At 70.6% G+C, this 22,660-nt stretch carries 20 protein-coding genes; 18 read left to right on the forward strand and 2 right to left on the reverse strand.

What is annotated here, in order from left to right:
• Positions 1-4: 4 nt before the first annotated feature.
• From ABT078_RS17065 to ABT078_RS17120, 12 genes are all read left to right on the forward strand, one after another.
• On the forward strand, positions 5-1,426 hold the full coding sequence (locus ABT078_RS17065) for a UDP-N-acetylmuramoyl-tripeptide--D-alanyl-D-alanine ligase (RefSeq protein ID WP_351228384.1): 1,422 nt from the start codon (positions 5-7) through the stop codon (positions 1,424-1,426).
• Entirely contained in the window at positions 1,423-2,493 is a 1,071-nt protein-coding gene (mraY, locus tag ABT078_RS17070) for a phospho-N-acetylmuramoyl-pentapeptide-transferase (protein ID WP_351228386.1), read from the forward strand. Before ABT078_RS17065 ends, mraY begins: the two co-directional genes overlap by 4 nt.
• Positions 2,490-3,917: a UDP-N-acetylmuramoyl-L-alanine--D-glutamate ligase gene (gene murD, locus ABT078_RS17075; RefSeq protein WP_351228388.1), complete on the forward strand. Its 1,428-nt coding sequence runs from the start codon at positions 2,490-2,492 to the stop codon at positions 3,915-3,917. The genes mraY and murD overlap by 4 nt, the downstream gene beginning before the upstream one ends.
• Positions 3,918-4,093: 176 nt before the next feature.
• Positions 4,094-5,575, forward strand: a complete 1,482-nt coding sequence (ftsW, locus tag ABT078_RS17080) for a putative lipid II flippase FtsW (protein ID WP_351228390.1) — start codon at positions 4,094-4,096, stop codon at positions 5,573-5,575.
• 6 nt (positions 5,576-5,581) lie between these two features.
• Positions 5,582-6,676, forward strand: coding sequence for an undecaprenyldiphospho-muramoylpentapeptide beta-N-acetylglucosaminyltransferase (gene murG / locus ABT078_RS17085; protein ID WP_351228392.1), 1,095 nt, complete (start codon positions 5,582-5,584; stop codon positions 6,674-6,676).
• A 26-nt stretch (positions 6,677-6,702) separates the two neighbouring features.
• A complete protein-coding gene (locus ABT078_RS17090) occupies positions 6,703-7,512 on the forward strand; it encodes a cell division protein FtsQ/DivIB (protein ID WP_351228394.1) in 810 nt (269 codons plus the stop codon).
• A gap of 276 nt (positions 7,513-7,788) precedes the next feature.
• Positions 7,789-8,991, forward strand: coding sequence for a cell division protein FtsZ (gene ftsZ / locus ABT078_RS17095; protein WP_351228396.1), 1,203 nt, complete (start codon positions 7,789-7,791; stop codon positions 8,989-8,991).
• A gap of 28 nt (positions 8,992-9,019) precedes the next feature.
• Positions 9,020-9,745, forward strand: coding sequence for a peptidoglycan editing factor PgeF (gene pgeF, locus ABT078_RS17100; protein WP_502981236.1), 726 nt, complete (start codon positions 9,020-9,022; stop codon positions 9,743-9,745).
• Positions 9,742-10,461, forward strand: coding sequence for a YggS family pyridoxal phosphate-dependent enzyme (locus tag ABT078_RS17105; RefSeq protein ID WP_351228400.1), 720 nt, complete (start codon positions 9,742-9,744; stop codon positions 10,459-10,461). The genes pgeF and ABT078_RS17105 overlap by 4 nt, the downstream gene beginning before the upstream one ends.
• A gap of 134 nt (positions 10,462-10,595) precedes the next feature.
• Positions 10,596-11,261 carry a cell division protein SepF gene (locus ABT078_RS17110; RefSeq protein ID WP_351228402.1) on the forward strand — a complete coding sequence of 222 codons (666 nt, stop codon included), beginning with the start codon at positions 10,596-10,598 and terminating at the stop codon, positions 11,259-11,261.
• Between the two features lie 69 nt (positions 11,262-11,330).
• Positions 11,331-11,627, forward strand: a complete 297-nt coding sequence (locus ABT078_RS17115; RefSeq protein ID WP_351228404.1) for a YggT family protein — start codon at positions 11,331-11,333, stop codon at positions 11,625-11,627.
• A gap of 49 nt (positions 11,628-11,676) precedes the next feature.
• Positions 11,677-12,783, forward strand: a complete 1,107-nt coding sequence (locus ABT078_RS17120; RefSeq protein WP_351228406.1) for a DivIVA domain-containing protein — start codon at positions 11,677-11,679, stop codon at positions 12,781-12,783.
• 479 nt (positions 12,784-13,262) lie between these two features.
• Here the strand turns inward: ABT078_RS17120 and ileS are convergent, their stop codons facing one another.
• The gene (ileS, locus tag ABT078_RS17125; RefSeq protein ID WP_351228408.1) at positions 13,263-16,403 is read right to left on the reverse strand and encodes an isoleucine--tRNA ligase; all 3,141 of its coding nucleotides are present in this window, start codon (positions 16,401-16,403) and stop codon (positions 13,263-13,265) included.
• 543 nt (positions 16,404-16,946) lie between these two features.
• On the opposite strand from ileS, the gene ABT078_RS17130 reads away from it, so the two are divergent.
• From ABT078_RS17130 to ABT078_RS17155, 6 genes are all read left to right on the forward strand, one after another.
• The gene (locus ABT078_RS17130; protein WP_351228410.1) at positions 16,947-18,077 is read left to right on the forward strand and encodes a TraR/DksA family transcriptional regulator; all 1,131 of its coding nucleotides are present in this window, start codon (positions 16,947-16,949) and stop codon (positions 18,075-18,077) included.
• Positions 18,078-18,210: 133 nt separating this feature from the next.
• Entirely contained in the window at positions 18,211-18,774 is a 564-nt protein-coding gene (gene lspA / locus ABT078_RS17135; RefSeq protein ID WP_351228412.1) for a signal peptidase II, read from the forward strand.
• 17 nt (positions 18,775-18,791) lie between these two features.
• Positions 18,792-19,733: an RluA family pseudouridine synthase gene (locus tag ABT078_RS17140; protein WP_351228414.1), complete on the forward strand. Its 942-nt coding sequence runs from the start codon at positions 18,792-18,794 to the stop codon at positions 19,731-19,733.
• Positions 19,730-20,191: a GNAT family N-acetyltransferase gene (locus ABT078_RS17145; RefSeq protein WP_351228416.1), complete on the forward strand. Its 462-nt coding sequence runs from the start codon at positions 19,730-19,732 to the stop codon at positions 20,189-20,191. Before ABT078_RS17140 ends, ABT078_RS17145 begins: the two co-directional genes overlap by 4 nt.
• Positions 20,192-20,370: 179 nt before the next feature.
• Positions 20,371-20,715, forward strand: coding sequence for a hypothetical protein (locus ABT078_RS17150; protein ID WP_351228498.1), 345 nt, complete (start codon positions 20,371-20,373; stop codon positions 20,713-20,715).
• Positions 20,697-21,443, forward strand: coding sequence for an SDR family NAD(P)-dependent oxidoreductase (locus tag ABT078_RS17155; protein ID WP_351228418.1), 747 nt, complete (start codon positions 20,697-20,699; stop codon positions 21,441-21,443). The genes ABT078_RS17150 and ABT078_RS17155 overlap by 19 nt, the downstream gene beginning before the upstream one ends.
• Positions 21,444-21,495: 52 nt before the next feature.
• Here ABT078_RS17155 and ABT078_RS17160 read toward each other — a convergent pair whose 3' ends face one another.
• Entirely contained in the window at positions 21,496-22,641 is a 1,146-nt protein-coding gene (locus tag ABT078_RS17160; protein ID WP_351228420.1) for a mechanosensitive ion channel family protein, read from the reverse strand.
• Positions 22,642-22,660: the final 19 nt, after the last annotated feature.

A 22,660-nucleotide genomic window follows, 5' to 3' on the forward strand; every position in this document is an offset into this window, starting at 1 on the left:
AGCAGTGATCGCCCTCTCCCTCGCCGAGATCGCCGAAATCGTCGGCGGGCAGTCGTACGACATACCGGATCCGGCCCTCCGGGTCACCGGACCTGTCGTCATCGACTCCCGTCAGGTCGAGGCAGGCAGTCTCTTCGCCGCCTTCACCGGTGAGAACGTCGACGGCCACGACTACGCGGAACGCGCGGTCGCGGCGGGCGCGGCAGCCGTCCTGGCCGCCCGGCCGGTCGGCGTCCCAGCCATCGTCGTCGACGACGTCCAGACCGCGCTGGGCGCGCTCGCGCGGGCCGTCGTCGAGGAGCTCGGCACCGAGGTCGTCGCCCTCACCGGCTCCGCGGGCAAGACCTCCACCAAGGACCTCATCGCCCAGCTCCTCCAGCGCCACGCGCCCACGGTCTGGACGCCCGGCTCCCTCAACAACGAGATCGGCCTGCCGCTCACGGCGCTCCGCGCGACCGAGGAGACCCGCCATCTCGTCCTGGAGATGGGCGCCCGCGGCATCGGCCACATCACGTACCTCACCGGCCTCACCCCGCCGCGCATCGGCCTCGTACTGAACGTCGGCACCGCCCACATCGGCGAGTTCGGCGGCCGCGAGCAGATCGCCCAGGCCAAGGGCGAACTCGTCGAGGCGCTTCCGGAGGGCGGTGTGGCCGTCCTCAACGCCGACGATCCGCTCGTCCGCGCGATGGCCTCCCGCACGAAGGCACGCGTCGTCCTCTTCGGAGAGGCGGGCGAAGCGGACGTACGCGCAGAGAACGTCCGCCTCATGCCTAGCGGACAGCCCGCATTCCTGCTTCGCACACCCTCCGGGTGCAGTGATGTGACCTTGCGGCTGTACGGTGAGCACCACGTGTCGAACGCGCTCGCCGCGGCCGCCGTCGCCCATGAGCTGGGCATGTCCGTCGACGAGATCGCCCTCGCGCTCTCGGAGGCCGGCACCCTCTCCCGCTGGCGTATGGAGGTCACCGAGCGTCCGGACGGCGTGACGGTCGTCAACGACGCCTACAACGCGAACCCCGAGTCCATGCGAGCCGCCCTGCGCGCGCTCGTGGCCATGGGCACGGCCGCTCAGGCCAACGGGGGGCGCACGTGGGCGGTGCTCGGTCAGATGGCCGAGCTCGGGGACGAGTCGCTCGCCGAGCACGACGCGGTCGGACGGCTCGCCGTCCGGCTCAACGTCAGCAAGCTCGTGGCAGTCGGGGGCAGGGAAGCGTCCTGGTTGCAACTGGGCGCATATAACGAGGGTTCGTGGGGTGAGGAGTCGGTGCACGTGTCCGACGCGCAGGCGGCGATCGACCTGTTGCGCAGAGAGCTGCGCCCGGGAGACGTGGTGCTGGTGAAGGCGTCCAGGTCGGTCGGTCTCGAGCGGATCGCCCTGGCGCTGCTCGAGAACACCGCCGAGGGTGAGGTCGCCGGTCGATGAGGCAGATCCTCTTCGCGGGGGCCATCGGGCTCTTCCTGACCCTCATCGGCACCCCGCTGCTGATCAAGCTGCTGGCCCGCAAGGGATACGGGCAGTTCATCCGCGACGACGGCCCGCGCAGCCACGGCAGCAAGAAGGGCACGCCCACCATGGGCGGCATCGCCTTCATCCTGGCCACGCTGATCGCGTACGCCCTGGCGAAGGTCATCACCGGTGAGGACCCGACGTTCTCGGGCGTGCTGGTGCTGTTCCTGATGGCGGGCATGGGCCTCGTCGGCTTCCTCGACGACTACATCAAGATCGTCAAGCAGCGGTCGCTGGGTCTGCGGGCCAAGGCGAAGATGGCCGGACAGCTGATCGTGGGCATCGCCTTCGCGGTGCTGGCGCTGCAGTTCGCGGACCTCCGCGGCAACACCCCGGCCTCCACCAAGCTGTCGTTCGTCACCGACTTCGGCTGGTCGATCGGCCCGGTGCTGTTCGTCATCTGGGCGCTGTTCATGATCCTCGCGATGTCGAACGGCGTGAACCTCACCGACGGTCTGGACGGTCTGGCCACCGGCGCGTCCGTGATGGTCTTCGGCGCTTACACCTTCATCGGGCTCTGGCAGTTCCAGGAGTCCTGCGCCAACGCGCAGACGCTGACCAATCCCAACGCCTGCTTCGAGGTGCGCGACCCGCTCGATCTCGCGGTCGTCGCCTCCGCGCTGATGGGTGCCTGCTTCGGCTTCCTGTGGTGGAACACCTCCCCGGCCAAGATCTTCATGGGTGACACCGGCTCGCTCGCCCTCGGCGGCGCGCTCGCCGGTCTCGCGATCTGCTCCCGTACGGAGCTTCTGCTCGCGCTGCTCGGCGGTCTGTTCGTGCTGATCACCATGTCCGTGGTGATCCAGGTCGGCTCCTTCAGGCTCACCGGAAAGCGCGTCTTCCGCATGGCCCCGCTGCAACACCACTTCGAACTCAAGGGGTGGTCCGAAGTCCTTGTCGTCGTCCGTTTCTGGATCATTCAGGGCATGTGCGTCATCGTGGGACTGGGCATCTTCTACGCGGGCTGGGCGGCCGACAAGTGACTGAGCTGGACTGGCAGGGCAAGCGCGTCACCGTCGCCGGGCTGGGCGTGAGCGGCATTCCCGCCGCGCGCGTCCTGCACGGCCTCGGCGCGGTCGTCACGGTCGTCAACGACGGCGACGACGAGCGTGCGCGGGCGCAGGCGGCGGAGCTGGAGGCGGAGGGCATCACCGTCCGCCTCGGCGACGGTGCCACCCTGCCGGAGGGCACCGAGCTGGTCGTCACGGCGCCCGGCTGGAAGCCCGACAAGCCGCTCTTCGCGGCGGCTGCCGCGGCCGGGGTCGAGGTCTGGGGCGACGTCGAACTGGCGTGGCGGCTGCGGGGGCCCGACGCGGCCCCCTGGCTCGCGGTCACCGGCACCAACGGCAAGACCACGACGGTCCGGATGCTCGCCGCCATCCTGGAGGCGGCCGGTCTGAAGTCCGCGGCCGTCGGCAACATCGGCGTATCGCTGCTCGATGCCGTCCTCGGCGTCGCTCCGTACGGCGATCTCGATGTACTCGCCGTCGAGCTCTCCAGCTACCAGCTGCACTGGGCGCCTTCGCTGCGCGCCCACTCCGCGGCCGTGCTCAACCTCGCGCCCGACCACCTCGACTGGCACGGCTCCATGGAGGCGTACGCGGCCGACAAGGGCCGTATCTACGAAGGCAATACGGTCGCCTGCGTCTACAACGTGGCCGACCCCGCGACCGAGGATCTCGTGCGCGAGGCGGACGTCGTGGAGGGCTGCCGGGCGATCGGCTTCACGCTGGGGACCCCCGGACCCTCGCAGCTCGGTGTCGTGGACGGGATCCTGGTGGACCGCGCCTTCGTGGAGAACCGCCAGAAGCAGGCACAGGAGCTGGCCGAGATCTCCGACGTCAACCCGCCGGCCCCGCACAACATCGCGAACGCGCTCGCGGCGGCGGCGCTCGCGCGCGCCTTCGGCGTCGAGCCGGCCGCCGTACGGGACGGACTGCGGGCCTTCCGCCCGGACGCGCACCGTATCGAGTTCGTCGACGAGGTCGACGGCGTCGCGTACGTGGACGACTCCAAGGCCACCAACACCCATGCAACGGAAGCGTCCTTGGCGGCGTACGACCCGATCGTCTGGATCGCGGGCGGGCTGGCGAAGGGGGCGACCTTCGACGAGCTCGTCGAGAAGTCCGCGAAGCGGCTGCGCGGCGTGGTCCTCATCGGCGCGGACCGGGCGCTGATCCGCGAAGCCCTCGCGCGACACGCGCCCGAGGTCCCGGTGGTCGACCTCGACCGGACCGACACTGGGGCGATGTCGGCGGCGGTCCGCGAAGCGGCGGGGCTCGCGCGGCCGGGGGACACGGTGCTGCTGGCCCCCGCCTGCGCCTCGATGGACATGTTCGCCAACTACAACAAGCGAGGCGAGGCCTTCGCGGACGCGGTCCGCGCCCTCGCCACCGAGCGCGCCTGACCGGCCCGGTCCCCGCCGCCGCGCCCCGGCGCCGCCGCCCCAGACTGGAGGGGACACCGCCCATGCCGCCCGACTCCACCCTCGAGCCCCCGTCCTCCTCCGCGCGCCCCCGCGGCGGGCCCTTTCCCCTCCCCGCCTCTTCCCGAACCGGAGGCAGGCCCTCAGGCCCTGCGGAGATGAGCGATGACGTGCGGTCGTCCCGGGTGTCCGTCCTCGATCGCCGCAAGGGCTCCTTCGAAGCCGCCGCGCACCCCGTCCGCGTGCTTGCGGAGCGCACCGCCGCCGCCCTCGGGCGCGCCCTCGTACCCGAGTCGGCCCTGGCCGGTGTGCCCGGCCTCGCGTTGCGGAGCGGGACCGCCGGGCCGGTGCGCCGGCCGTCCGGCGGCGCTCGTGGAGGCGCCGGCGAGCCCGGACCACCCCGTGGCGGGGCGGTCCGGCGCGCGTACGAGCAGGCGCGCCGGGCCTGGGACCGCCCGCTCACCGCGTACTACGTGATCCTCGGCGCCGGCCTGCTGATCACCGCACTCGGCCTGGTCATGGTCTACTCCGCGTCGATGATCACGGCGCTGAAGTACTCCCTGCCCTCCTCGTACTTCTTCCGCAAGCAGTTCCTGGCCGCCGCCATCGGCACCGGACTGCTCTTCCTCGCCTCCCGGATGCCCGTCAGGCTCCATCGCGCGCTCGCCTATCCCCTCCTGGTCGGCAGCGCCTTTCTGATGGTGCTGGTGCAGATTCCCGGGATAGGGCAGGCGGTCAACGGCAACCAGAACTGGATCTCGCTGGGCGGCCCCTTCCAGCTCCAGCCCAGCGAGTTCGGCAAGCTCGCCCTGATCCTCTGGGGCGCCGACCTGCTCGCGCGCAAGCAGGACAAACGGCTGCTCACCCAGTGGAAGCACCTGCTCGTCCCGCTGGTGCCGGTCGCCTTCATGCTGCTCGGGCTGATCATGATCGGCGGTGACATGGGCACGGCCATCATCCTGACCGCGATCCTCTTCGGCCTGCTCTGGCTGGCCGGGGCCCCCACCAGGCTGTTCGGCGGGGTGCTGGCCGTCGCGGGCCTGATCGGCGCCGTACTGATCAAGACCAATCCGAACCGTATGGCCCGGTTCCAGTGCGTCGGCGCGACGGACCCGGGTCCGGGCGACAGCTGCTGGCAGGCCGTGCACGGGATCTACGCGCTGGCGTCCGGCGGATGGTTCGGTTCCGGGATCGGTGCAAGTGTGGAAAAATGGGGCCAACTACCCGAAGCTCACACCGACTTCATCTTCGCCATCACCGGGGAGGAACTGGGGTTGGCAGGGACGCTGTCGGTGCTCACTCTCTTCGCGGCTCTAGGCTATGCGGGTATCCGCGTGGCCGGACGCACGGAGGACCCCTTCGTGAGGTACGCCGCGGGAGGTGTGACCACCTGGATCACGGCCCAGGCCGTGATCAACGTCGGTGCGGTGCTCGGTCTGCTGCCGATCGCCGGTGTCCCCCTCCCGCTGTTCTCCTACGGGGGCTCCGCCCTGCTGCCGACCATGTTCGCCGTGGGACTGCTGATCGCCTTCGCGCGAGAGGATCCCGCGGCGAAGGCGGCCCTGGCCGTGCGGAAACCCGGGGTGAGATGGAAGACGATGAGACGGCGCGTCAAGGAACGTCCGTCCGGAGAGCGGTGAATTTCGGTGCATGTCGTACTCGCCGGCGGGGGGACCGCCGGCCACATCGAGCCCGCGCTCGCCCTCGCGGACGCCCTGCGCAGGCAGGATCCGACCGTGGGCATCACGGCCCTTGGCACAGAGCGCGGACTGGAGACCAGGCTCGTCCCCGAGCGGGGCTACGAGCTGGCGCTCATTCCCGCCGTACCGTTGCCACGCAAGCCGACCCCCGAGCTGATCACCGTCCCGGGCCGGCTGCGCGGCACGATCAAGGCCGCGGAGCAGATCCTGGAGCGCACCAACGCGGACTGCGTCGTCGGTTTCGGCGGCTATGTCGCGCTGCCCGGCTATCTCGCCGCCAAGCGCCTCGGTGTGCCGATCGTCGTCCACGAGGCCAATGCCCGCCCCGGGCTGGCCAACAAGATCGGCTCGCGCTACGCGGCCGGCGTCGCGGTCTCGACCCCCGACAGCAAGCTGCGCGACGCCCGCTACATCGGCATCCCGCTGCGCCGCTCCATTGCCACGCTCGACCGGGCCCGGGTCAGGCCCGAGGCGCGCGCCGCCTTCGGTCTCGACCCCAACCTGCCGACGCTGCTGGTCTCGGGCGGCTCTCAGGGCGCCCGCCGTCTCAACGAGGTGATCCAGCAGGTCGCTCCGCTGCTGCAGCGCTCCGGTATCCAGATCCTGCACGCCGTCGGCCCGAAGAACGAAGTGCCGCGCGTCGACAACATGCCCGGAATGCCGCCCTACATCCCGGTACCGTACCTGGACCGGATGGATCTCGCGTACGCGGCGGCCGACATGATGCTCTGCCGCGCGGGCGCCATGACCGTCGCCGAACTCTCCGCCGTCGGGCTCCCCGCCGCTTACGTACCGCTGCCGATCGGCAACGGTGAACAGCGGCTCAACGCCCAGCCGGTGGTCAAGTCCGGTGGCGGACTGCTGGTCGACGACGCCGAGCTGACCCCCGAGTGGATCCAGGGGAACGTGCTCCCGGTGCTCGCCGACCCGCACCGGCTGTACGAGATGTCCCGCGCCGCCTCCGAGTTCGGGCGCCGGGACGCAGACGATCGGCTTGTCGGAATGGTCTACGAGGCGATTTCCGCACGGGCGCGCCGATAGGCACAGCGAAGGGCAGGGTGCGGAGCATGGCCGGACCGACGACCGCCGAGCGCGGTACGCGAAACCCGAGGGGCTCGTCGTCGGCCGGCCGCTCCGGCCGGGTCCGCAGAGGACCGGTCCTACGGCGCCCCCGACTGCCGGGGCGTCGGGCGCTGCTGATCGGTTCCGCCCTCGTCGTGCTCGTCGCGGCCGGAATCTGGCTGCTGTACGGCTCCTCCTGGCTGCGCGTCGAGCGGGTCCGGACCTCCGGTACACAGGTTCTGACACCCCGTGAGGTGGAGGAGGTGGCGGCCGTACCGATCGGATCGCCGCTTATTTCGGTCGATATGGACGGTATTGAGGCGCGACTGCGCGACAAACTGCCCCGCATCGACTCCGTCGAAGCCGTGCGTTCATGGCCGCACGGAATCGCGCTGAAGGTGACCGAGCGAAAGCCGGTACTGCTCATCGGAAAAGGCGCCGAGTTCGTCGAAGTGGACGCGAAAGGCGTCCGTTTTGCCACAGTGGACAAAGCGCCCAAAGGCGTACCACTCCTGGAATTGACGACAGATCAGTCGCCGAGTCTGCGCCGCTTCGGTGAGCAGCGTCTGGTGACCGAGGTGGTGCGGGTCAACGCCGAACTCCCCGCGCAGGCCGCCAAGGACCTCCGCTCCATCGAGGTCCGTTCGTACGACTCCATCACCCTGGAGCTGACGCGCGGCCGCACCGTCGTATGGGGCAGCAGCGACAACGGCGAGGCGAAGGCGAGGGCGCTCGCCGCGCTGATGAAAGCCGCACCCGATGCCGGGCATTTCGATGTGAGTGCCCCCACTGCCCCTGCCGTGTCAGGGAGTTGACGCACATATGCGCAGGCCAGCACCCTGGTTGGTCAGCGCAACGGCTGATCACATAGGGTGAAAAGAAAAACGGGAGGTTCGGCGTGTTCGTTGAACGTGCGCCGCTTGTCGACTTAGTGTCTCGTTCAGGAGAGTCCAAGAGGCGGAGACATTGGTAACCCTAAACTTCAACGTTAGGGTTTGGGTCGGCGTTTCGGACCGTCCCATCGGCATCCGTCGTCGCGGCGCGACCACCGCGCAGCGACGGCACGTAACTCGAGGCGAGAGGCCTTCGACGTGGCAGCACCGCAGAACTACCTCGCAGTCATCAAGGTCATCGGTGTCGGCGGCGGTGGTGTCAATGCCATCAACCGAATGATCGAGGTCGGTCTCAAGGGCGTCGAGTTCATCGCGATCAACACGGATGCGCAAGCCCTGTTGATGAGCGACGCCGACGTCAAGCTCGACGTCGGCCGCGAACTCACCCGCGGCCTCGGGGCCGGAGCCAACCCGGCAGTCGGTCGCAAGGCGGCAGAGGACCACCGAGAGGAGATCGAGGAGGTTCTCAAGGGGGCCGACATGGTCTTCGTCACCGCCGGCGAAGGTGGCGGCACCGGCACCGGCGGCGCGCCCGTCGTCGCCAACATCGCACGGTCCCTCGGCGCCCTGACCATCGGCGTGGTCACCCGCCCCTTCACCTTCGAGGGCCGCCGTCGCGCCAACCAGGCGGAGGACGGCATCGCCGAGCTCCGCGAAGAGGTCGACACCCTGATCGTCATCCCGAACGACCGGCTGCTGTCCATCTCGGACCGCCAGGTCAGCGTGCTGGACGCGTTCAAGTCCGCGGACCAGGTGCTGCTCTCCGGTGTCCAGGGCATCACCGATCTCATCACGACCCCGGGTCTGATCAACCTCGACTTCGCCGACGTCAAGTCGGTCATGTCCGAGGCCGGTTCGGCCCTCATGGGCATCGGCTCGGCCCGCGGCGACGACCGCGCCGTGGCCGCCGCCGAGATGGCCATCTCGTCGCCGCTGCTGGAAGCGTCCATCGACGGCGCCCGCGGCGTGCTGCTCTCCATCTCCGGTGGCTCGGACCTCGGTCTCTTCGAGATCAACGAGGCCGCCCAGCTGGTCAGCGAGGCCGCACACCCCGAGGCCAACATCATCTTCGGCGCCGTCATCGACGACGCGCTGGGCGACGAGGTACGGGTCACGGTCATCGCGGCCGGCTTCGACGGGGGCCAGCCACCGACCCGCCGTGAGAACGTGATCGGATCCGCTTCCGCCAAGCGTGAGGAGCCCGCGCCCCCGGCCCGCCCGGAGCCGCGCTCCATCGGCGGCCTCGGCACGGTGGCGCCGCGCGACGAGCCCGCGGTCCCGGCCGAGGCGTCCTCGGGGAACGACGGCTCGCTGTCGGGGAGCGGGTCGCCGCAGGTCCCGCCGGCCCGGCCGTACGACACCCAGGCCGAAGAGCTGGACGTCCCGGACTTCCTGAAGTGATCTTGAAGTGATACGCGAGCACGACAGCGTGGGCGGCGCGCACTTCGCCTTCACCGACAGGTGGGGCGGGGTGAGCGCCGCTCCGTACGAGGAGCTCAATCTTGGCGGCGCGGTCGGCGACGACCCCGCCGCCGTCCGCGCGAACCGTGAGCTCGCCGCCAAGTCCCTGGGGCTCGATCCCGGGCTCGTCGTCTGGATGAACCAGGTGCACGGGCGGGAAGTCGCTGTCGTCGACGGACCATGGGGAGACGCTCCGGCCCCGGCGGTGGACGCGGTGGTGACCGCCCGGCGCGGGCTGCCGCTCGCCGTCCTGACGGCCGACTGCACCCCGGTGCTGCTGGCCGACCCGGTCGCGGGGGTGGCGGGCGCGGCCCACGCCGGCCGGCCCGGAATGGTCGCAGGCGTCGTGCCGGCCACCGTGGAGGCCATGATCGCTCTGGGCGCCGTCCCGGCGCGGATCATTGCCCGCACCGGGCCCGCCGTCTGCGGCCGCTGCTACGAGGTCCCGGCGGCGATGCGGGCCGATGTGGCGGCGGTGGAGCCCGCCGCCAGGGCCGAGACGAGCTGGGGCACCCCGGCGGTCGACGTCACCGCCGGCGTCCACGCCCAGCTCGAGGCGCTCGGTGTGCGGGACCGGAAGGCGTCGCCGGTCTGCACACTGGAGTCGGGGGACCACTACTCGTACCGCCGCGACCGCACGACGGGACGTCTCGCCGGATACGTCTGGCTGGGCGCCGGAAGAGAAGAAACATGACCGACCGCAAGACCGAACTCGCCGCGAACCTGGCGCGCGTGGAGGAACGTATCTCCGCAGCCTGCGCCGCTGCCGGGCGCAAGCGCGAGGAAGTGACCCTCATCGTGGTCACGAAGACGTACCCGGCGAGCGATGTGCGGCTGCTGCACGAACTCGGGGTGCGGAATGTCGCGGAGAACAAGGACCAGGAGGCGGCCCCCAAGGCCGCGGCCTGCTCCGATCTGGATCTCACCTGGCACTTCGTCGGCCAGCTGCAGACGAACAAAGTCCGTTCTGTTGCGAGTTATGCCGATGTCGTGCAATCGGTCGACCGACTCAAGCTCGTTCGCGCACTGTCCGCGGCGGCGGTGCGCGCCGAGCGTGAGTTGGGGTGCCTGATCCAGGTCGCGCTCGACGCCGAGTCGGGGCGGCAGGGCGACAGAGGCGGCGTATCGCCCGACGGAATCGAGGAGTTGGCCGCCGCGGTCGACGACGCGCCGGGGCTCCGGCTTGACGGACTGATGACCGTAGCGCCACTCGCAGGGTCGTACGCGGGGCGCCAACAGGCTGCCTTCGAGCGGCTGATGGAATTCTCATCAAGCCTGCGCGCGGACCGTCCTGCTGCGAACATGGTGTCAGCAGGGATGAGTGCGGACCTCGAGGAGGCCGTGGCGGCCGGAGCGACACACGTGCGCGTCGGGACGGCGGTACTCGGAGTCCGTCCCCGGCTCGGGTAACGTCGCGAAGCAAGTCGGACCACAGCAGAAAATATGGTCATTTCCGTCGAAAGGCGGGCGGGCCGAGTGGATCGCGGGCACTTGGTGACGTAGCCGAACGAAGCCGATCCACCACAGAGCGGAGGACTCAGAGAATGGCCGGCGCGATGCGCAAGATGGCGGTCTACCTCGGCCTCGTGGAGGACGATGGGTACGACGGCCGGGGATTCGATCCCGACGACGACTTCGAACCCGAGATGGAGCCGGAGCCCGAGCGGGACCGGCGTCGGCACCAGCCCCCGCATCAGGTGGACAGGGTGGAGCACCGGGAACACCGGGTGGAACACCGGGTGGAACGGGAGGAGCCGGTGCGCGTGGTGTCGCCGCCCGCGCCTCGCGAGCCGGTGTCCCACGCCGCCGCGCTTCCGGTGGAATCCGGGCGTCCGGCGCGCATCGCTCCCGTGGCATCCATCACACCCGAACGTCCGAGCCTGGAGAAGAACGCACCGGTGATCATGCCCAAGGTTGTGTCCGAGCGTGAGCCCTACCGCATCACTACGCTGCACCCGCGGACCTATAACGAGGCCCGTACCATCGGGGAACACTTCCGTGAGGGCACCCCGGTGATCATGAACCTGACCGAGATGGACGACACCGATGCGAAGCGACTTGTCGACTTTGCCGCGGGACTCGTCTTCGGTCTGCATGGCAGCATTGAGCGGGTGACGCAGAAGGTGTTCCTGTTGTCGCCTGCTAACGTCGATGTCACGGCGGAGGACAAGGCCCGCATCGCAGAGGGCGGGTTCTTCAACCAGAGCTAGAGAACGACACCGGAAAACGACCCGGCCGCGAGGCCGGACACGAGAGCCAGGGGAGAGGGAAGCGCAGGAATGGGCGTCGCACTGTTGGTGGTCTACATCGCGCTCGTGTGCTTCCTCGTCGTGCTGATTTTCCGGCTGGTCATGGACTACGTCTTCCAGTTCGCCCGCTCGTGGCAACCCGGCAAGGCGATGGTGGTCGTCCTGGAGGCCACTTACACTGTCACCGATCCACCGCTCAAGCTTCTGCGGCGGTTCATCCCGCCGCTGCGTCTCGGGGGCGTGGCACTCGACCTGTCCTTCTTCGTTCTGATGATCATCGTCTACATCCTGATCTCCGTCGTGCGCAGCGTGGGGAGCGGGATGTGAACGATACGGTCTTGCCGACTGCCGACGACTACGTAGAGGTGAAGAAGAGATGCCGCTGACCCCCGAGGACGTGCGGAACAAGCAGTTCACGACCGTCCGCCTCCGAGAAGGCTATGACGAGGACGAGGTCGATGCCTTCCTTGACGAGGTCGAGGCCGAGCTGACGCGACTGCTCCGCGAGAACGAGGACCTGCGCGCCAAGCTGGCCGCAGCGACCCGCGCGGCCGCGCAGAACCAGCAGCAGCAGGGCATGCGCAAACCGCCGGAGCCGCAGGACGGCCGCGGTCCGGGTGCTCCTGTGCCCGCCGCCATATCCGGACCGCCGGTCCAGCAGCAGCCCCCGCAGATGGGTCCGCCCCAGCTGCCCGGTGGTGCTCCGCAGCTGCCCGCCGGCCCCGGTGGTCACGGTCACGGTGGTCACGGTCCGCAGGGTCACCCCCAGGGTGGTCCGATGGGCCCCGGCCCGATGCAGGGCGGTCCCATGGGTGGCCCGATGGGTGGCCCGATGGGCGGTCCCATGGGTGGTCACGGCCCGCAGATGCCCCAGCAGGGCCCGGGTGGCGACAGCGCCGCGCGTGTGCTCTCGCTGGCCCAGCAGACTGCCGACCAGGCGATCGCGGAGGCCCGTTCCGAGGCCAACAAGATCGTCGGCGAGGCGCGCTCGCGCGCCGAGGGCCTGGAGCGCGACGCCCGCGCCAAGGCGGATGCGCTGGAGCGGGACGCGCAGGAGAAGCACCGCGTTGCGATGGGCTCGCTGGAGTCGGCCCGCGCCACGCTGGAGCGCAAGGTCGAGGACCTGCGGGGCTTCGAGCGCGAGTACCGGACGAGGCTGAAGTCGTACCTCGAGAGCCAGCTGCGCCAGCTGGATTCCCAGGCCGACGACTCCCTGGCCCCGCCGCGGACCCCCGCGACGGCGTCGCTGCCGCCGTCCCCGGCGCCTTCCATGGCTCCGGCCGGCGCGAGCGCCCCGTCCTACGGCGGCCAGCAGACGATGGGCGGTCACGGGCCTTCGCCCGCGGGTCCTTCGTACGGTGGCCAGCAGCAGATGTCCCCGGCGATGACCCAGCCGATGGCACCGGTGCGGCCGCAGGGTCCGCCGATGCAGCAGGCGCCGTCGCCGATGCGGGGCTTCCTCATCGACGAGGACGACAACTGACGGCGGGCTGCCGCGCGATGCGCGCGTAGCCGTCGGCAGGCACTCAGGGCCGGGCCCGGGACTCATGTCCCGGGCCCGGCCCTTTTGCCTGCGCGACGGCGTCGCCTGCGGCGGACGCTACGCCCGGTGTGCCGGGGTGTCCGCACTCGAGCTCCCTGGGAGCTTCGCGTGGGTGGTGTCCTCAGCGGGCTTGGTATGCGCCGGTGTCGGGTGGTGTGCCGGGGTGTCCGCACTCGAGCGTCCCCGGAGCTTCGCCTGCGAGGTGCCCCCAACGGGCCCCCGAAGGAGCCTCGCCGGCGGTCGGCCCACGCCGCGGGGCGTAGGGGGAGTTCGAGGCGCGGGGGATCGGGGGCGGAGCCCCGGTGGGAGGTCCGACGGCTTGACCTCAGCTCGGGAAGGGGCGGGGTGAAGGTGAGGTCGGGTGGGGAAAGAAAAGCGGGCCCGGCCACGTGCGCGGCCGGGCCCGTCAGGCGGGACGCCTACGCCTTGCGGAGGCGGAAGGTGAGGGACAGGCCCTCGTCGGTGAACGACTCGCCGTACGAGTCGTCGGCCTCCCCCTGCGCGAAGTCGGTCGCCAGGACCTCGTCCGCGATCAGGGACGCATGGTCCGTGAGGGCGGTCGTGACCTCGGGGTCGCCGGAGGACCAGCGCAGGGCGATCCGGTCCGCGACGTCCAGGCCGCTGTTCTTGCGGGCCTCCTGGATGAGGCGGATCGCGTCACGGGCCAGGCCCGCGAGCCGAAGCTCCGCGGTGATCTCCAGATCCAGGGCGACCGTCGCGCCCTGGTCGGAGGCGACCGACCAGCCCTCGCGCGGCGTCTCCGTGATGATGACCTCCTCGGGGGAGAGGGTCACGTCCTCGCCGTTCACCGAGATCACGGCCGAGCCGGACCGCAGCGCCAGGGACAGCGCCGCCGCGTCCGCCGCGGCGACCGCCTTCGCCACGTCCTGCACGCCCTTGCCGAAGCGCTTGCCCAGGGCGCGGAAGTTGGCCTTGGCGGTCGTGTCGACCAGCGAACCTCCGACCTCGCTCAGCGACGCAAGCGACGAGACGTTGAGCTCCTCCGTGATCTGCGCGTGCAGCTCCGGAGACAGGGACTCGAAGCCCGTCGCGGCCACCAGCGCCCGCGACAGAGGCTGACGCGTCTTCACACCGGACTCCGCGCGCGTCGCACGCCCCAGCTCCACGAGCCGGCGGACCAGCACCATCTGCTGGGACAGCGCCGGGTCGATCGCCGACAGGTCGGCCTCCGGCCACGAGGCCAGGTGCACCGACTCCGGGGCCTCCGGCGTGACCGGGACCACCAGGTCCTGCCACACCCGCTCGGTGATGAAGGGGGTCAGTGGGGCCATCAGCCGCGTGACGGTCTCGATCACGTCATGGAGCGTGCGCAGGGCTGCCGCGTCACCCTGCCAGAAGCGGCGGCGCGAGCGCCGCACGTACCAGTTCGACAGGTCGTCGACGAACGAGGAGACGAGCTTGCCGGCGCGCTGGGTGTCGTACGCCTCCAGCGCCAGCGTCACCTGGTCCACCAGCGCGTGCAGTTCGGACAGCAGCCAGCGGTCGAGCACCGTGCGGTCGGCCGGGGCCGGGTCGGCGTCCGAGGGCGCCCAGCCCGACGTACGGGCGTAGAGCGCCTGGAAGGCCACCGTGTTCCAGTACGTCAGCAGCGTCTTGCGCACGACCTCCTGGATCGTGCCGTGACCCACCCGGCGCGCCGCCCACGGCGACCCGCCCGCCGCCATGAACCAGCGCACGGCGTCCGCGCCGTGCTGGTCCATCAGCGGGATCGGCTGCAGGATGTTCCCCAGGTGCTTGGACATCTTGCGGCCGTCCTCGGCGAGGATGTGGCCGAGGCACACCACGTTCTCGTACGAGGACTTGTCGAAGACCAGCGTGCCGACCGCCATCAGCGTGTAGAACCAGCCGCGCGTCTGGTCGATCGCCTCCGAGATGAACTGCGCCGGGTAGCGCTTCTCGAAGATCTCCTTGTTCTTGTACGGGTAGCCCCACTGAGCGAACGGCATCGAGCCCGAGTCGTACCAGGCGTCGATCACCTCGGGCACCCGCGTCGCCGTGCCGGAGCACTCGGGGCACGGGAAGGTGACGTCGTCGATGAACGGCCGGTGCGGGTCGAGGGACGACTGGTCCGTACCCGTCAGCTCGGTCAGCTCGGCGCGCGAACCGACGCATGTCAGATGGCCTTCTTCGCACCGCCAGATCGGCAGGGGCGTGCCCCAGTAGCGGTTCCGCGACAGGGCCCAGTCGATGTTGTTGTTCAGCCAGTCGCCGTACCGGCCGGTCTTGACCGAGTCCGGGAACCAGTTCGTGTTCTCGTTCTCCTCGAGGAGCCGGTCCTTGATCGCGGTCGTGCGGATGTACCAGGACGGCTGCGCGTAGTAGAGCAGCGCCGTGTGGCAGCGCCAGCAGTGCGGATAGCTGTGCTCGTACGGGACGTGCCTGAAGAGCAGCCCGCGCTCGTCCAGGTCCTTGGTGAGCGCCTCGTCGGCCTTCTTGAAGAAGACGCCGCCGATCAGCGGCACGTCCTCCTCGAAGGTGCCGTCCGGGCGGACCGGGTTCACCACCGGCAGGCCGTAGGCGCGGCAGACCTTGAGGTCGTCCTCACCGAAGGCGGGGGACTGGTGGACCAGGCCCGTACCGTCCTCGGTCGTCACGTACTCGGCGTTGACCACGTAGTGGGCCGGCTCGTCGAAGGGCACGAGCCGGAAGGGGCGGTCGTACGTCCAGCGCTCCATCTCGGCGCCCGTGAAGGTCTGCCCGGTGGTCTCCCATCCTTCGCCGAGCGCCTTCTCCAGCAGCGGCCGGGCGACGACGAGCTTCTCCTCGCCGTTCGTCGCCACGACATAGGTGACCTCGGGGTGGGCCGCCACCGCGGTGTTCGACACCAGCGTCCAGGGGGTCGTCGTCCAGACGAGCAGCGAGGCCTCGCCGGCCAGCGGTCCGGAGGTCAGCGGGAAGCGCACGAACACGGACGGGTCGACGACCGTCTCGTAGCCCTGCGCCAGCTCGTGGTCGGAAAGACCGGTGCCGCAGCGTGGGCACCACGGGGCGACCCGGTGGTCCTGGACCAGCAGGCCCTTCTTGAAGATCTCCTTCAGCGACCACCACACCGACTCGATGTACTCGGGGTCCATGGTCCAGTACGCCTCGTCGAGGTCGACCCAGTAGCCCATGCGGGTCGTGAGCTCGGCGAAGGCGTCGGTGTGGCGGGCCACGGACTCACGGCACTTCGCGTTGAACTCCGCGATGCCGTACGCCTCGATGTCCTTCTTGCCGCTGAAGCCGAGCTCCTTCTCGACCGCGAGCTCGACGGGCAGGCCGTGACAGTCCCAGCCGGCCTTGCGGGCCACGTGGTAGCCCCGCATCGTGCGGAAGCGCGGGAAGACGTCCTTGAAGACGCGGGCCTCGATGTGGTGGGCGCCGGGCATGCCGTTGGCAGTGGGCGGGCCCTCGTAGAACACCCACTCCGGGCGTCCCTCGGACTGCTCGAGGCTCTTCGCGAAGACCTTGTTGTCCCGCCAGAAGTCGAGCACGGCGTGCTCGAGGGCGGGCAGGTCCACCTGGGCGGGTACCTGACGGTACTGAGGCGGCGGCGTCATGTACGGGCTCCTCCAACGGACTGTGTCTCTTCCGTCGGAGGGACGAGAGCCGATGCGCTGCGCTCCCGCGGTACCACCCTCCTTGGCTCGCCGGCGAGACCGGTGAGCCCCCTCATTGGGGTCGCGATGCCGGTTCTACTCGCCCGCCGTCGTCGGCGGGCTTTCTTCCGGCGGCTCCGGGGTGATTGTTCACATCGCGCTCGCCCCCGGGCTCGCACCGTCCCCGGGTCGCTCATGGCTGCGTACGACGCTACTGGTCCCCATCCACGCCTTTCGCTCCGCCCAGTGTACGGGCCCCGGCGCCCGGGGGCAGACCGGATTTCCGGGTGACCCGAATGGCCATACGGAACGGGGCGTGCTCGGGAGGCGTCCTCGTGGCGGATTACGGGGCGGGGAGCTGGGCACAACGGATGCAGGCTCGCGTTGGGGCAGGCGCGGGGCGGGTCCGACCGGCGGCGTGCCCCGTTGCCGCGGAGCTGGGGTCGATTTATCGTCCCAGCACGATTCGCGAGCAAGATCACAATGTGTGAAGGGGCCGCGGCCATGGTGGCGAAGAAGACCGCCGTGAAGAAGACGGCGTCAGCGAGGTCCACCGCCGCTGCGGGGGCGGCGGCCAAGGATACGAACGGCAAGAAGAGCATCGTCGGGAAGAAGAGGAACCCGGCCACCGGACGGGTGGCGAACGCCGACGCGTCCGGTGCGAACGCGCACGACGCGACGGAGGTGAAGGCCGCGGCAGCGGTGGGGAAGGCCGCCAAGAAGGCCACGGCCACGCGCACGAAGAAGGTCACGGCTGCGAAGAAGACAGCCGCCCCGAAGGGAACGGCGGTTCCGAAGCACTCCGCGGCGGCCAAGGACTCACCGGCCGCCAAGGACACCGCGCCGGCAGCGGAGACCACAGCGGCGAAGGAGACCGCCAAGAAGTCCGCGAAGCCGGCGAAGACCGGCGCGAAGGCCGCGACAGCCACGAGGAAGAGCACGACCCCGGCGAAGAAGGCCGGGACGGCGGAGAGGAAGGAGCCGGCGGGACGCTCCACGGCGTCCACCGAAGCGGCGGCCGCCAAGGCGCCGGCCAGGACGAAGAGGGCGGCGGCTGCCAGGACGACAGGCGCCGGTGCCAGGAAGGCCGCCAGGGCGGCCAAGGAGGCGGCCGAGGCCGCCAAGCAGACGGGAGCCAGGACGGTGGGAGCGAAGAAGACCGCGGCCAGTGCCACAGCAGGCGGGGACGGCATCGCGACGGGGGTGCCGCCGGCCCGCGTCGTCGCCGCGACGGCCCCCGAGGAGCTGGCGGTGCGCCCGGGTGAGGACCCGTGGACACCGGACGAGGTCGCAGAGGCGCGCGCCGAGCTCGAGAGCGAGATGGCCAAGCTGCGCGACGAGATCAACCACTCCGAGGAGGCTCTGACCGGGCTGATGCGGGACTCCGGTGACGGTGCGGGCGACGACCAGGCCGACACCGGTGCCAAGAACATCACCCGCGAGCACGAGATCGCCCTCGCCAACAACGCCCGCGAGATGCTCGAACAGACCGAGCGGGCGCTGCACCGCCTCGACACCGGCACGTACGGCCTCTGCGAGATCTGCGGAAAGCCCATCGGCAAGGCGCGTATGCAGGCCTTCCCGCGCGCGACCCTGTGCGTGGAGGACAAGCAGAAGCAGGAGCGGCGGGCCTGAGCCCGCCGGGCTGCACACACCGCGATCGAGGCCGGCTCGGGGGCCGGCCTGGACCGGGTACCTCGCGCGGTCGGGTCCGCACGTGTGTGTCGTACCCTCGTGACCAGTCAGGCACCTAGGTTGAGGGACTCACGTGGCAGAGGCGGAGCGCATCATCGGTACGCCGGGCGTTGACGACGACGAGGCTGCGGCTCCTGCCGAGCAGCCCAAGGGCAGGCGACGGATCTTCGCCCTGTTCGCCGTGGCGGCCGTGGCCTACCTGCTGGACCTCGGCAGCAAGATGATCGTGGTGGAGAAGCTCGAGCACCGGGAGCCGATCCAGGTCATCGGCGAGCTGCTGAAGTTCGAGGCGGTACGGAACCCCGGTGCGGCCTTCGGCTTCGGAGAGGCCTTCACCGTCATCTTCACGATCATCGCGGCCGCCGTGATCGTGGTGATCGCGCGGCTCGCACGGCAGCTCTACAGCCTGCCGTGGGCCATCGCGCTCGGGCTGCTGCTGGGCGGTGCGCTCGGCAATCTCACGGACCGTATCTTCCGGTCGCCCGGCGTGTTCCAGGGTGCGGTCGTCGACTTCATCGCGCCCGCGCACTTCGCCGTTTTCAACCTCGCGGACTCGGCGATCGTGTGCGGCGGCATCCTCATCGTGATCCTGTCCTTCAAGGGCCTGGACCCCGACGGAACCGTCCACAAGGACTGACAAGGCATACTCGACGGGTGAGTACCCTTCCCGAAACCCGCACCCTGCCCGTACCCGACGGCCTGGAGGGCGAGCGTGTCGACGCCGCCATCTCGCGCATGTTCGGTTTCTCCCGTACGAAGGCGGCCGAGCTGGCCGCCGCGGGCAAGGTCCAGGTCGACGGCGCCGTCGTAGGAAAGTCCGAGCGCGTCAGCGGTGGCGCCTGGCTCGAGGTCGAGATGCCGCAGGCGCCCGCGCCGGTGCAGATCGTTGCCGAGCCGGTCGAGGGCATGGAGATCGTCCACGACGACGACGACATCGTCGTGATCGTGAAGCCGGTCGGCGTCGCCGCGCACCCGAGCCCCGGCTGGACCGGGACGACCGTCATCGGCGGGCTCGCGGCGGCGGGGTACCGGATCTCCACGTCGGGCGCGGCGGAGCGGCAGGGGATCGTGCACCGGCTGGACGTCGGCACGTCCGGGCTGATGGTGGTCGCGAAGTCGGAGCGGGCGTACACGCTGCTGAAGCAGCAGTTCCGGGACCGCACGGTCGACAAGCGCTACCACGCGCTGGTGCAGGGCCACCCGGACCCGCTGAGCGGCACGATCGACGCCCCCATCGGGCGCCACCCGCAGCACGACTACAAGTGGGCCGTGACCGCGGACGGCAAGCCCTCCGTCACGCACTACGACCTGATCGAGGCGTTCCGGGCCGCGTCGCTGCTGGACATCAAGCTGGAGACGGGCCGTACCCACCAGATCCGTGTGCACATGTCCGCCCACCGGCACCCGTGCGTGGGCGACCTGACGTACGGCGCCGACCCCACGATGGCCCGGCGGCTCGGGCTCACCCGGCAGTGGCTGCACGCGGTGCGGCTCGGCTTCGAGCACCCGTCGGACGGCCGGTGGGTCGAGTTCGAGAGCCACTACCCCGAGGATCTGCGGGCGGCACTGGACAGGATCGCGGCGGAGAGCGCGTGAGCGGCGGTTTCGGCGCACGCGGGTTCGTCGTGCGGGAGGCGGTGGACGCGGCCGACCGCGAGGCGTGCTTCGCGGTGCGCGAGGAGGTCTTCGTCGTCGAGCAGGGCGTGCCCGAGGACATCGAGTACGACGCCCACGACGCGGGTGCGGTCCACGTGCTCGCGGTGGGCCCGGACGGCCCGCTCGGCACCGGCCGCCTCCTGACGGGCCTCCTGCCCGATCCCACGGTCGGCTCCCTCGGCCGCCTCGCCGTCACCAAGGCCGCCCGCGGTCTCGGCGTCGGCGCGGCGCTGGTGCGCGCGATCGAGGTGTCGGCCAGGGACCGTGGCCTCACGGCGGTCGACCTTCACGCGCAGACCCACGCGCTGGGGTTCTACGAGCGGCTCGGGTACGAGGCGTACGGACCGGAGTTCCCGGACGCGGGGATTGCGCACCGGGCGATGCGACGGGCGCTGTAGGCGCCTGGGGGGCGTGCCCGGGTACCGGGCGGTGGCCCCAGGTGCGCGTCCTCGAACGCCGGACGGGCGGGCCCGGCGGAGGCGCCGCAGGCGCCTCGTGATTGCGGCGATTACGGGGATGTGCGTGGGAGCCTTGTCGGGCTGACCGTCGAAGCCCCGACCGTCGGAAGGGCCCGCCCGTGGACCAATTGGCCCTGCTGTTCGTGCTGTTGCTGGGGTCCGTGGTCACCGTTTCGCTCGGGCCCACGAAGCGGCTGCACAAGCGACGGGACTACGACGAGGAGATCCCCGTCGGCCGGCGCGAGACCGTCGTCATGTGGTGGTCGGGGATGCGGGGCGTGGCCTCGGTCGCTCCCCCTGGCTACCGCTGGGAGGTACCCCCAGGCCCTGGCGATTCCCCGAGGTCGTGGACCGCGTCCTGCGCCAGCTGGACGTACGCAGCCTGCGCTGACGTCGGAGCCGCCGTTGCCGCCTCCGACGGAGGGGGCGGTCGTAAGATCAAGGTATGGCGCGCACCGTGGTGATCAGTGGTGGGGGTACCGGCATCGGCTTCGCCGCGGCGGAGGTGTTCGCCGCGGACGGGGAGCAGGTGCTGCTGCTCGGGCGGCGCGAGCAGGTGCTCGCGCGGGCCGCGGATCGGATCCCCGGTGCCCGCTACTGCGCCGTCGACCTCAGCGAGCCCCAAGGGGCCCGGCGGGCGGCGGACTTCGCGGCGCGGGAGTTCGGCACCGTCGACGTGCTGGTGCACAGCGCCGGTGGCAACGGACGGCTGGAGGAGCAGCCGGACTTCGAGGACCCGCTGGAGGCCGTCGCCCATGACTGGACCGTCAACTTCCGGCTGAACACGCTCACGGCCACCCTGCTCACCGAGGCCCTCAAGGACCATCTGGCCACGCCTGGCGGCCGCGTGCTGTTCCTCAGCTCCATCGCCGCGTACCGGGGCTCCGGCTCCGGTGCGTACGCCGCGTCCAAGGCCGCGCTCCACCCGTACGCGTACGATCTCGCCCGCCAACTCGGGACGCGCGGCATCACCGTGAACCTCGTGGCACCGGGGTTCGTCGAGGAGACCGGCTTCTTCGGGGGCGGACTTCCCGACGAGCGCCGGAAGGCACTCGTCGCGGAGACCGCCACCGGGCGGGCCGGCCACCCCGGGGACGTGGCCCAGACCCTGCGCTGGCTCGCCTCGCCGGCCGCGGGCCATGTCACCGCGCAGGTCATCCAGGTCAACGGTGGCGCGGAGCGAGGCCACTGAGTCCACGCCGGGCAGGCCGTGGGGCGTGCCGGGTGAGGGGTGGGGACGTCCGTCAGCTGCACCAGCCGCGGCCCGTGCGGTGAGCGCCCTCGCCATGGGCCGGGGCCGGGGCGGGGACGTGAGCCGGGGCCGGGGCCGGGTGCTCCGGATGGTCGACGGGCGGGGGCGTCGCCTGGGCCGTGGCGATCCGGGGCAGTGCGTACGGATGCCGGTCGCACAGCCAGGCGATCAACTGCTCGCGCACCGCGCACCGCACGGTCCAGACGTCGTCCGCGTCCTTCGCGGTGACGACGGCCCGCACCACCATCGTGGTCGGCGTGGTGTCCGTGACGGCGAGCGACCAGTCGCGGCCGTCCCACGCCGGACACTCGCGCAGGACGTCGTGGAGCTTCTCACGCATCTCGTGCACGGGCGCGGAGTGGTCCAGATGGAAGAAGACCGTGCCGGTCATCTGGATCCCGCCGCGCGACCAGTTCTCGAACGGCTTGCTGGTGAAGTACGAGACCGGCATCGTGATCCGCCGCTCGTCCCAGGTCCGCACGGCGAGGAAGGTGAGCGTGATCTCCTCGACCGTCCCCCACTCGCCGTCCACGACGACCGTGTCGCCGATCCGCACCATGTCGCCGAACGCGATCTGGAGCCCGGCGAAGAGATTGCCCAGCGTCGACTGGGCCGCGATACCGGCGACGATGCCGAGGACGCCGGCCGACGCGAGCATGGACGCGCCGACCGTCCGCATCGCGGGGAACGTCAGCAGCATGGCCGCGACCGCCACCACCCCCACCACCGCGATGACGATCCGGTGGATGAGCGTCACCTGCGTCCGGACCCGGCGAACCCGCGCCGGATCGCGGGTCGCCGCGGCGTAGCGCCTGTACGAGGACTCGACGACGGCCGTCGCGATCCGCACCACCAGCCACGCCGAGGCCCCGATCAGCACCAGCGTCAGCACCTGTCCGATGCCCGCCGCGTGCTGGTCGACGGCCTCGATCTCCGCCTGCCGGAACGTCGCTCTGAACAGCGCCGTGCCCAGCGCGACCTGGAGCGCGACGCGGCAGCGGCGCAACAGGCCCCACAGCGGGGTCTCGGTGTGCCGGGCGTCCGCCCGGCGCAACAGCACATCGACCAGCCAACCCACCGACAGCGTGAGCACGACCGAGCCGCCGACAACGATCAACGGACGCAGCACGTTCTCCATGTCTCGAACGTAACCTGAC

This window comes from Streptomyces sp. NPDC002133, assembly GCF_040296405.1.
GTDB lineage: Bacteria > Actinomycetota > Actinomycetes > Streptomycetales > Streptomycetaceae > Streptomyces.

Excerpts from the sequence above, each read along its gene's own strand:
- mraY (WP_351228386.1), top strand. The coding sequence starts at position 1,423 with ATGAGGCAGATCCTCTTCGCGGGGGCCATCGGGCTCTTCCTGACCCTC.
- ftsW (WP_351228390.1), top strand. The coding sequence starts at position 4,094 with ATGAGCGATGACGTGCGGTCGTCCCGGGTGTCCGTCCTCGATCGCCGC.
- ABT078_RS17115 (WP_351228404.1), top strand. The coding sequence starts at position 11,331 with ATGGGCGTCGCACTGTTGGTGGTCTACATCGCGCTCGTGTGCTTCCTC.
- ABT078_RS17155 (WP_351228418.1), top strand. The coding sequence starts at position 20,697 with ATGGCGCGCACCGTGGTGATCAGTGGTGGGGGTACCGGCATCGGCTTC.
- ABT078_RS17105 (WP_351228400.1), top strand. The coding sequence starts at position 9,742 with ATGACCGACCGCAAGACCGAACTCGCCGCGAACCTGGCGCGCGTGGAG.
- ABT078_RS17160 (WP_351228420.1), bottom strand. The coding sequence starts at position 22,641 with ATGGAGAACGTGCTGCGTCCGTTGATCGTTGTCGGCGGCTCGGTCGTG.
- ABT078_RS17120 (WP_351228406.1), top strand. The coding sequence starts at position 11,677 with ATGCCGCTGACCCCCGAGGACGTGCGGAACAAGCAGTTCACGACCGTC.
- ABT078_RS17090 (WP_351228394.1), top strand. The coding sequence starts at position 6,703 with ATGGCCGGACCGACGACCGCCGAGCGCGGTACGCGAAACCCGAGGGGC.
- ABT078_RS17110 (WP_351228402.1), top strand. The coding sequence starts at position 10,596 with ATGGCCGGCGCGATGCGCAAGATGGCGGTCTACCTCGGCCTCGTGGAG.
- ABT078_RS17130 (WP_351228410.1), top strand. The coding sequence starts at position 16,947 with ATGGTGGCGAAGAAGACCGCCGTGAAGAAGACGGCGTCAGCGAGGTCC.
- ileS (WP_351228408.1), bottom strand. The coding sequence starts at position 16,403 with ATGACGCCGCCGCCTCAGTACCGTCAGGTACCCGCCCAGGTGGACCTG.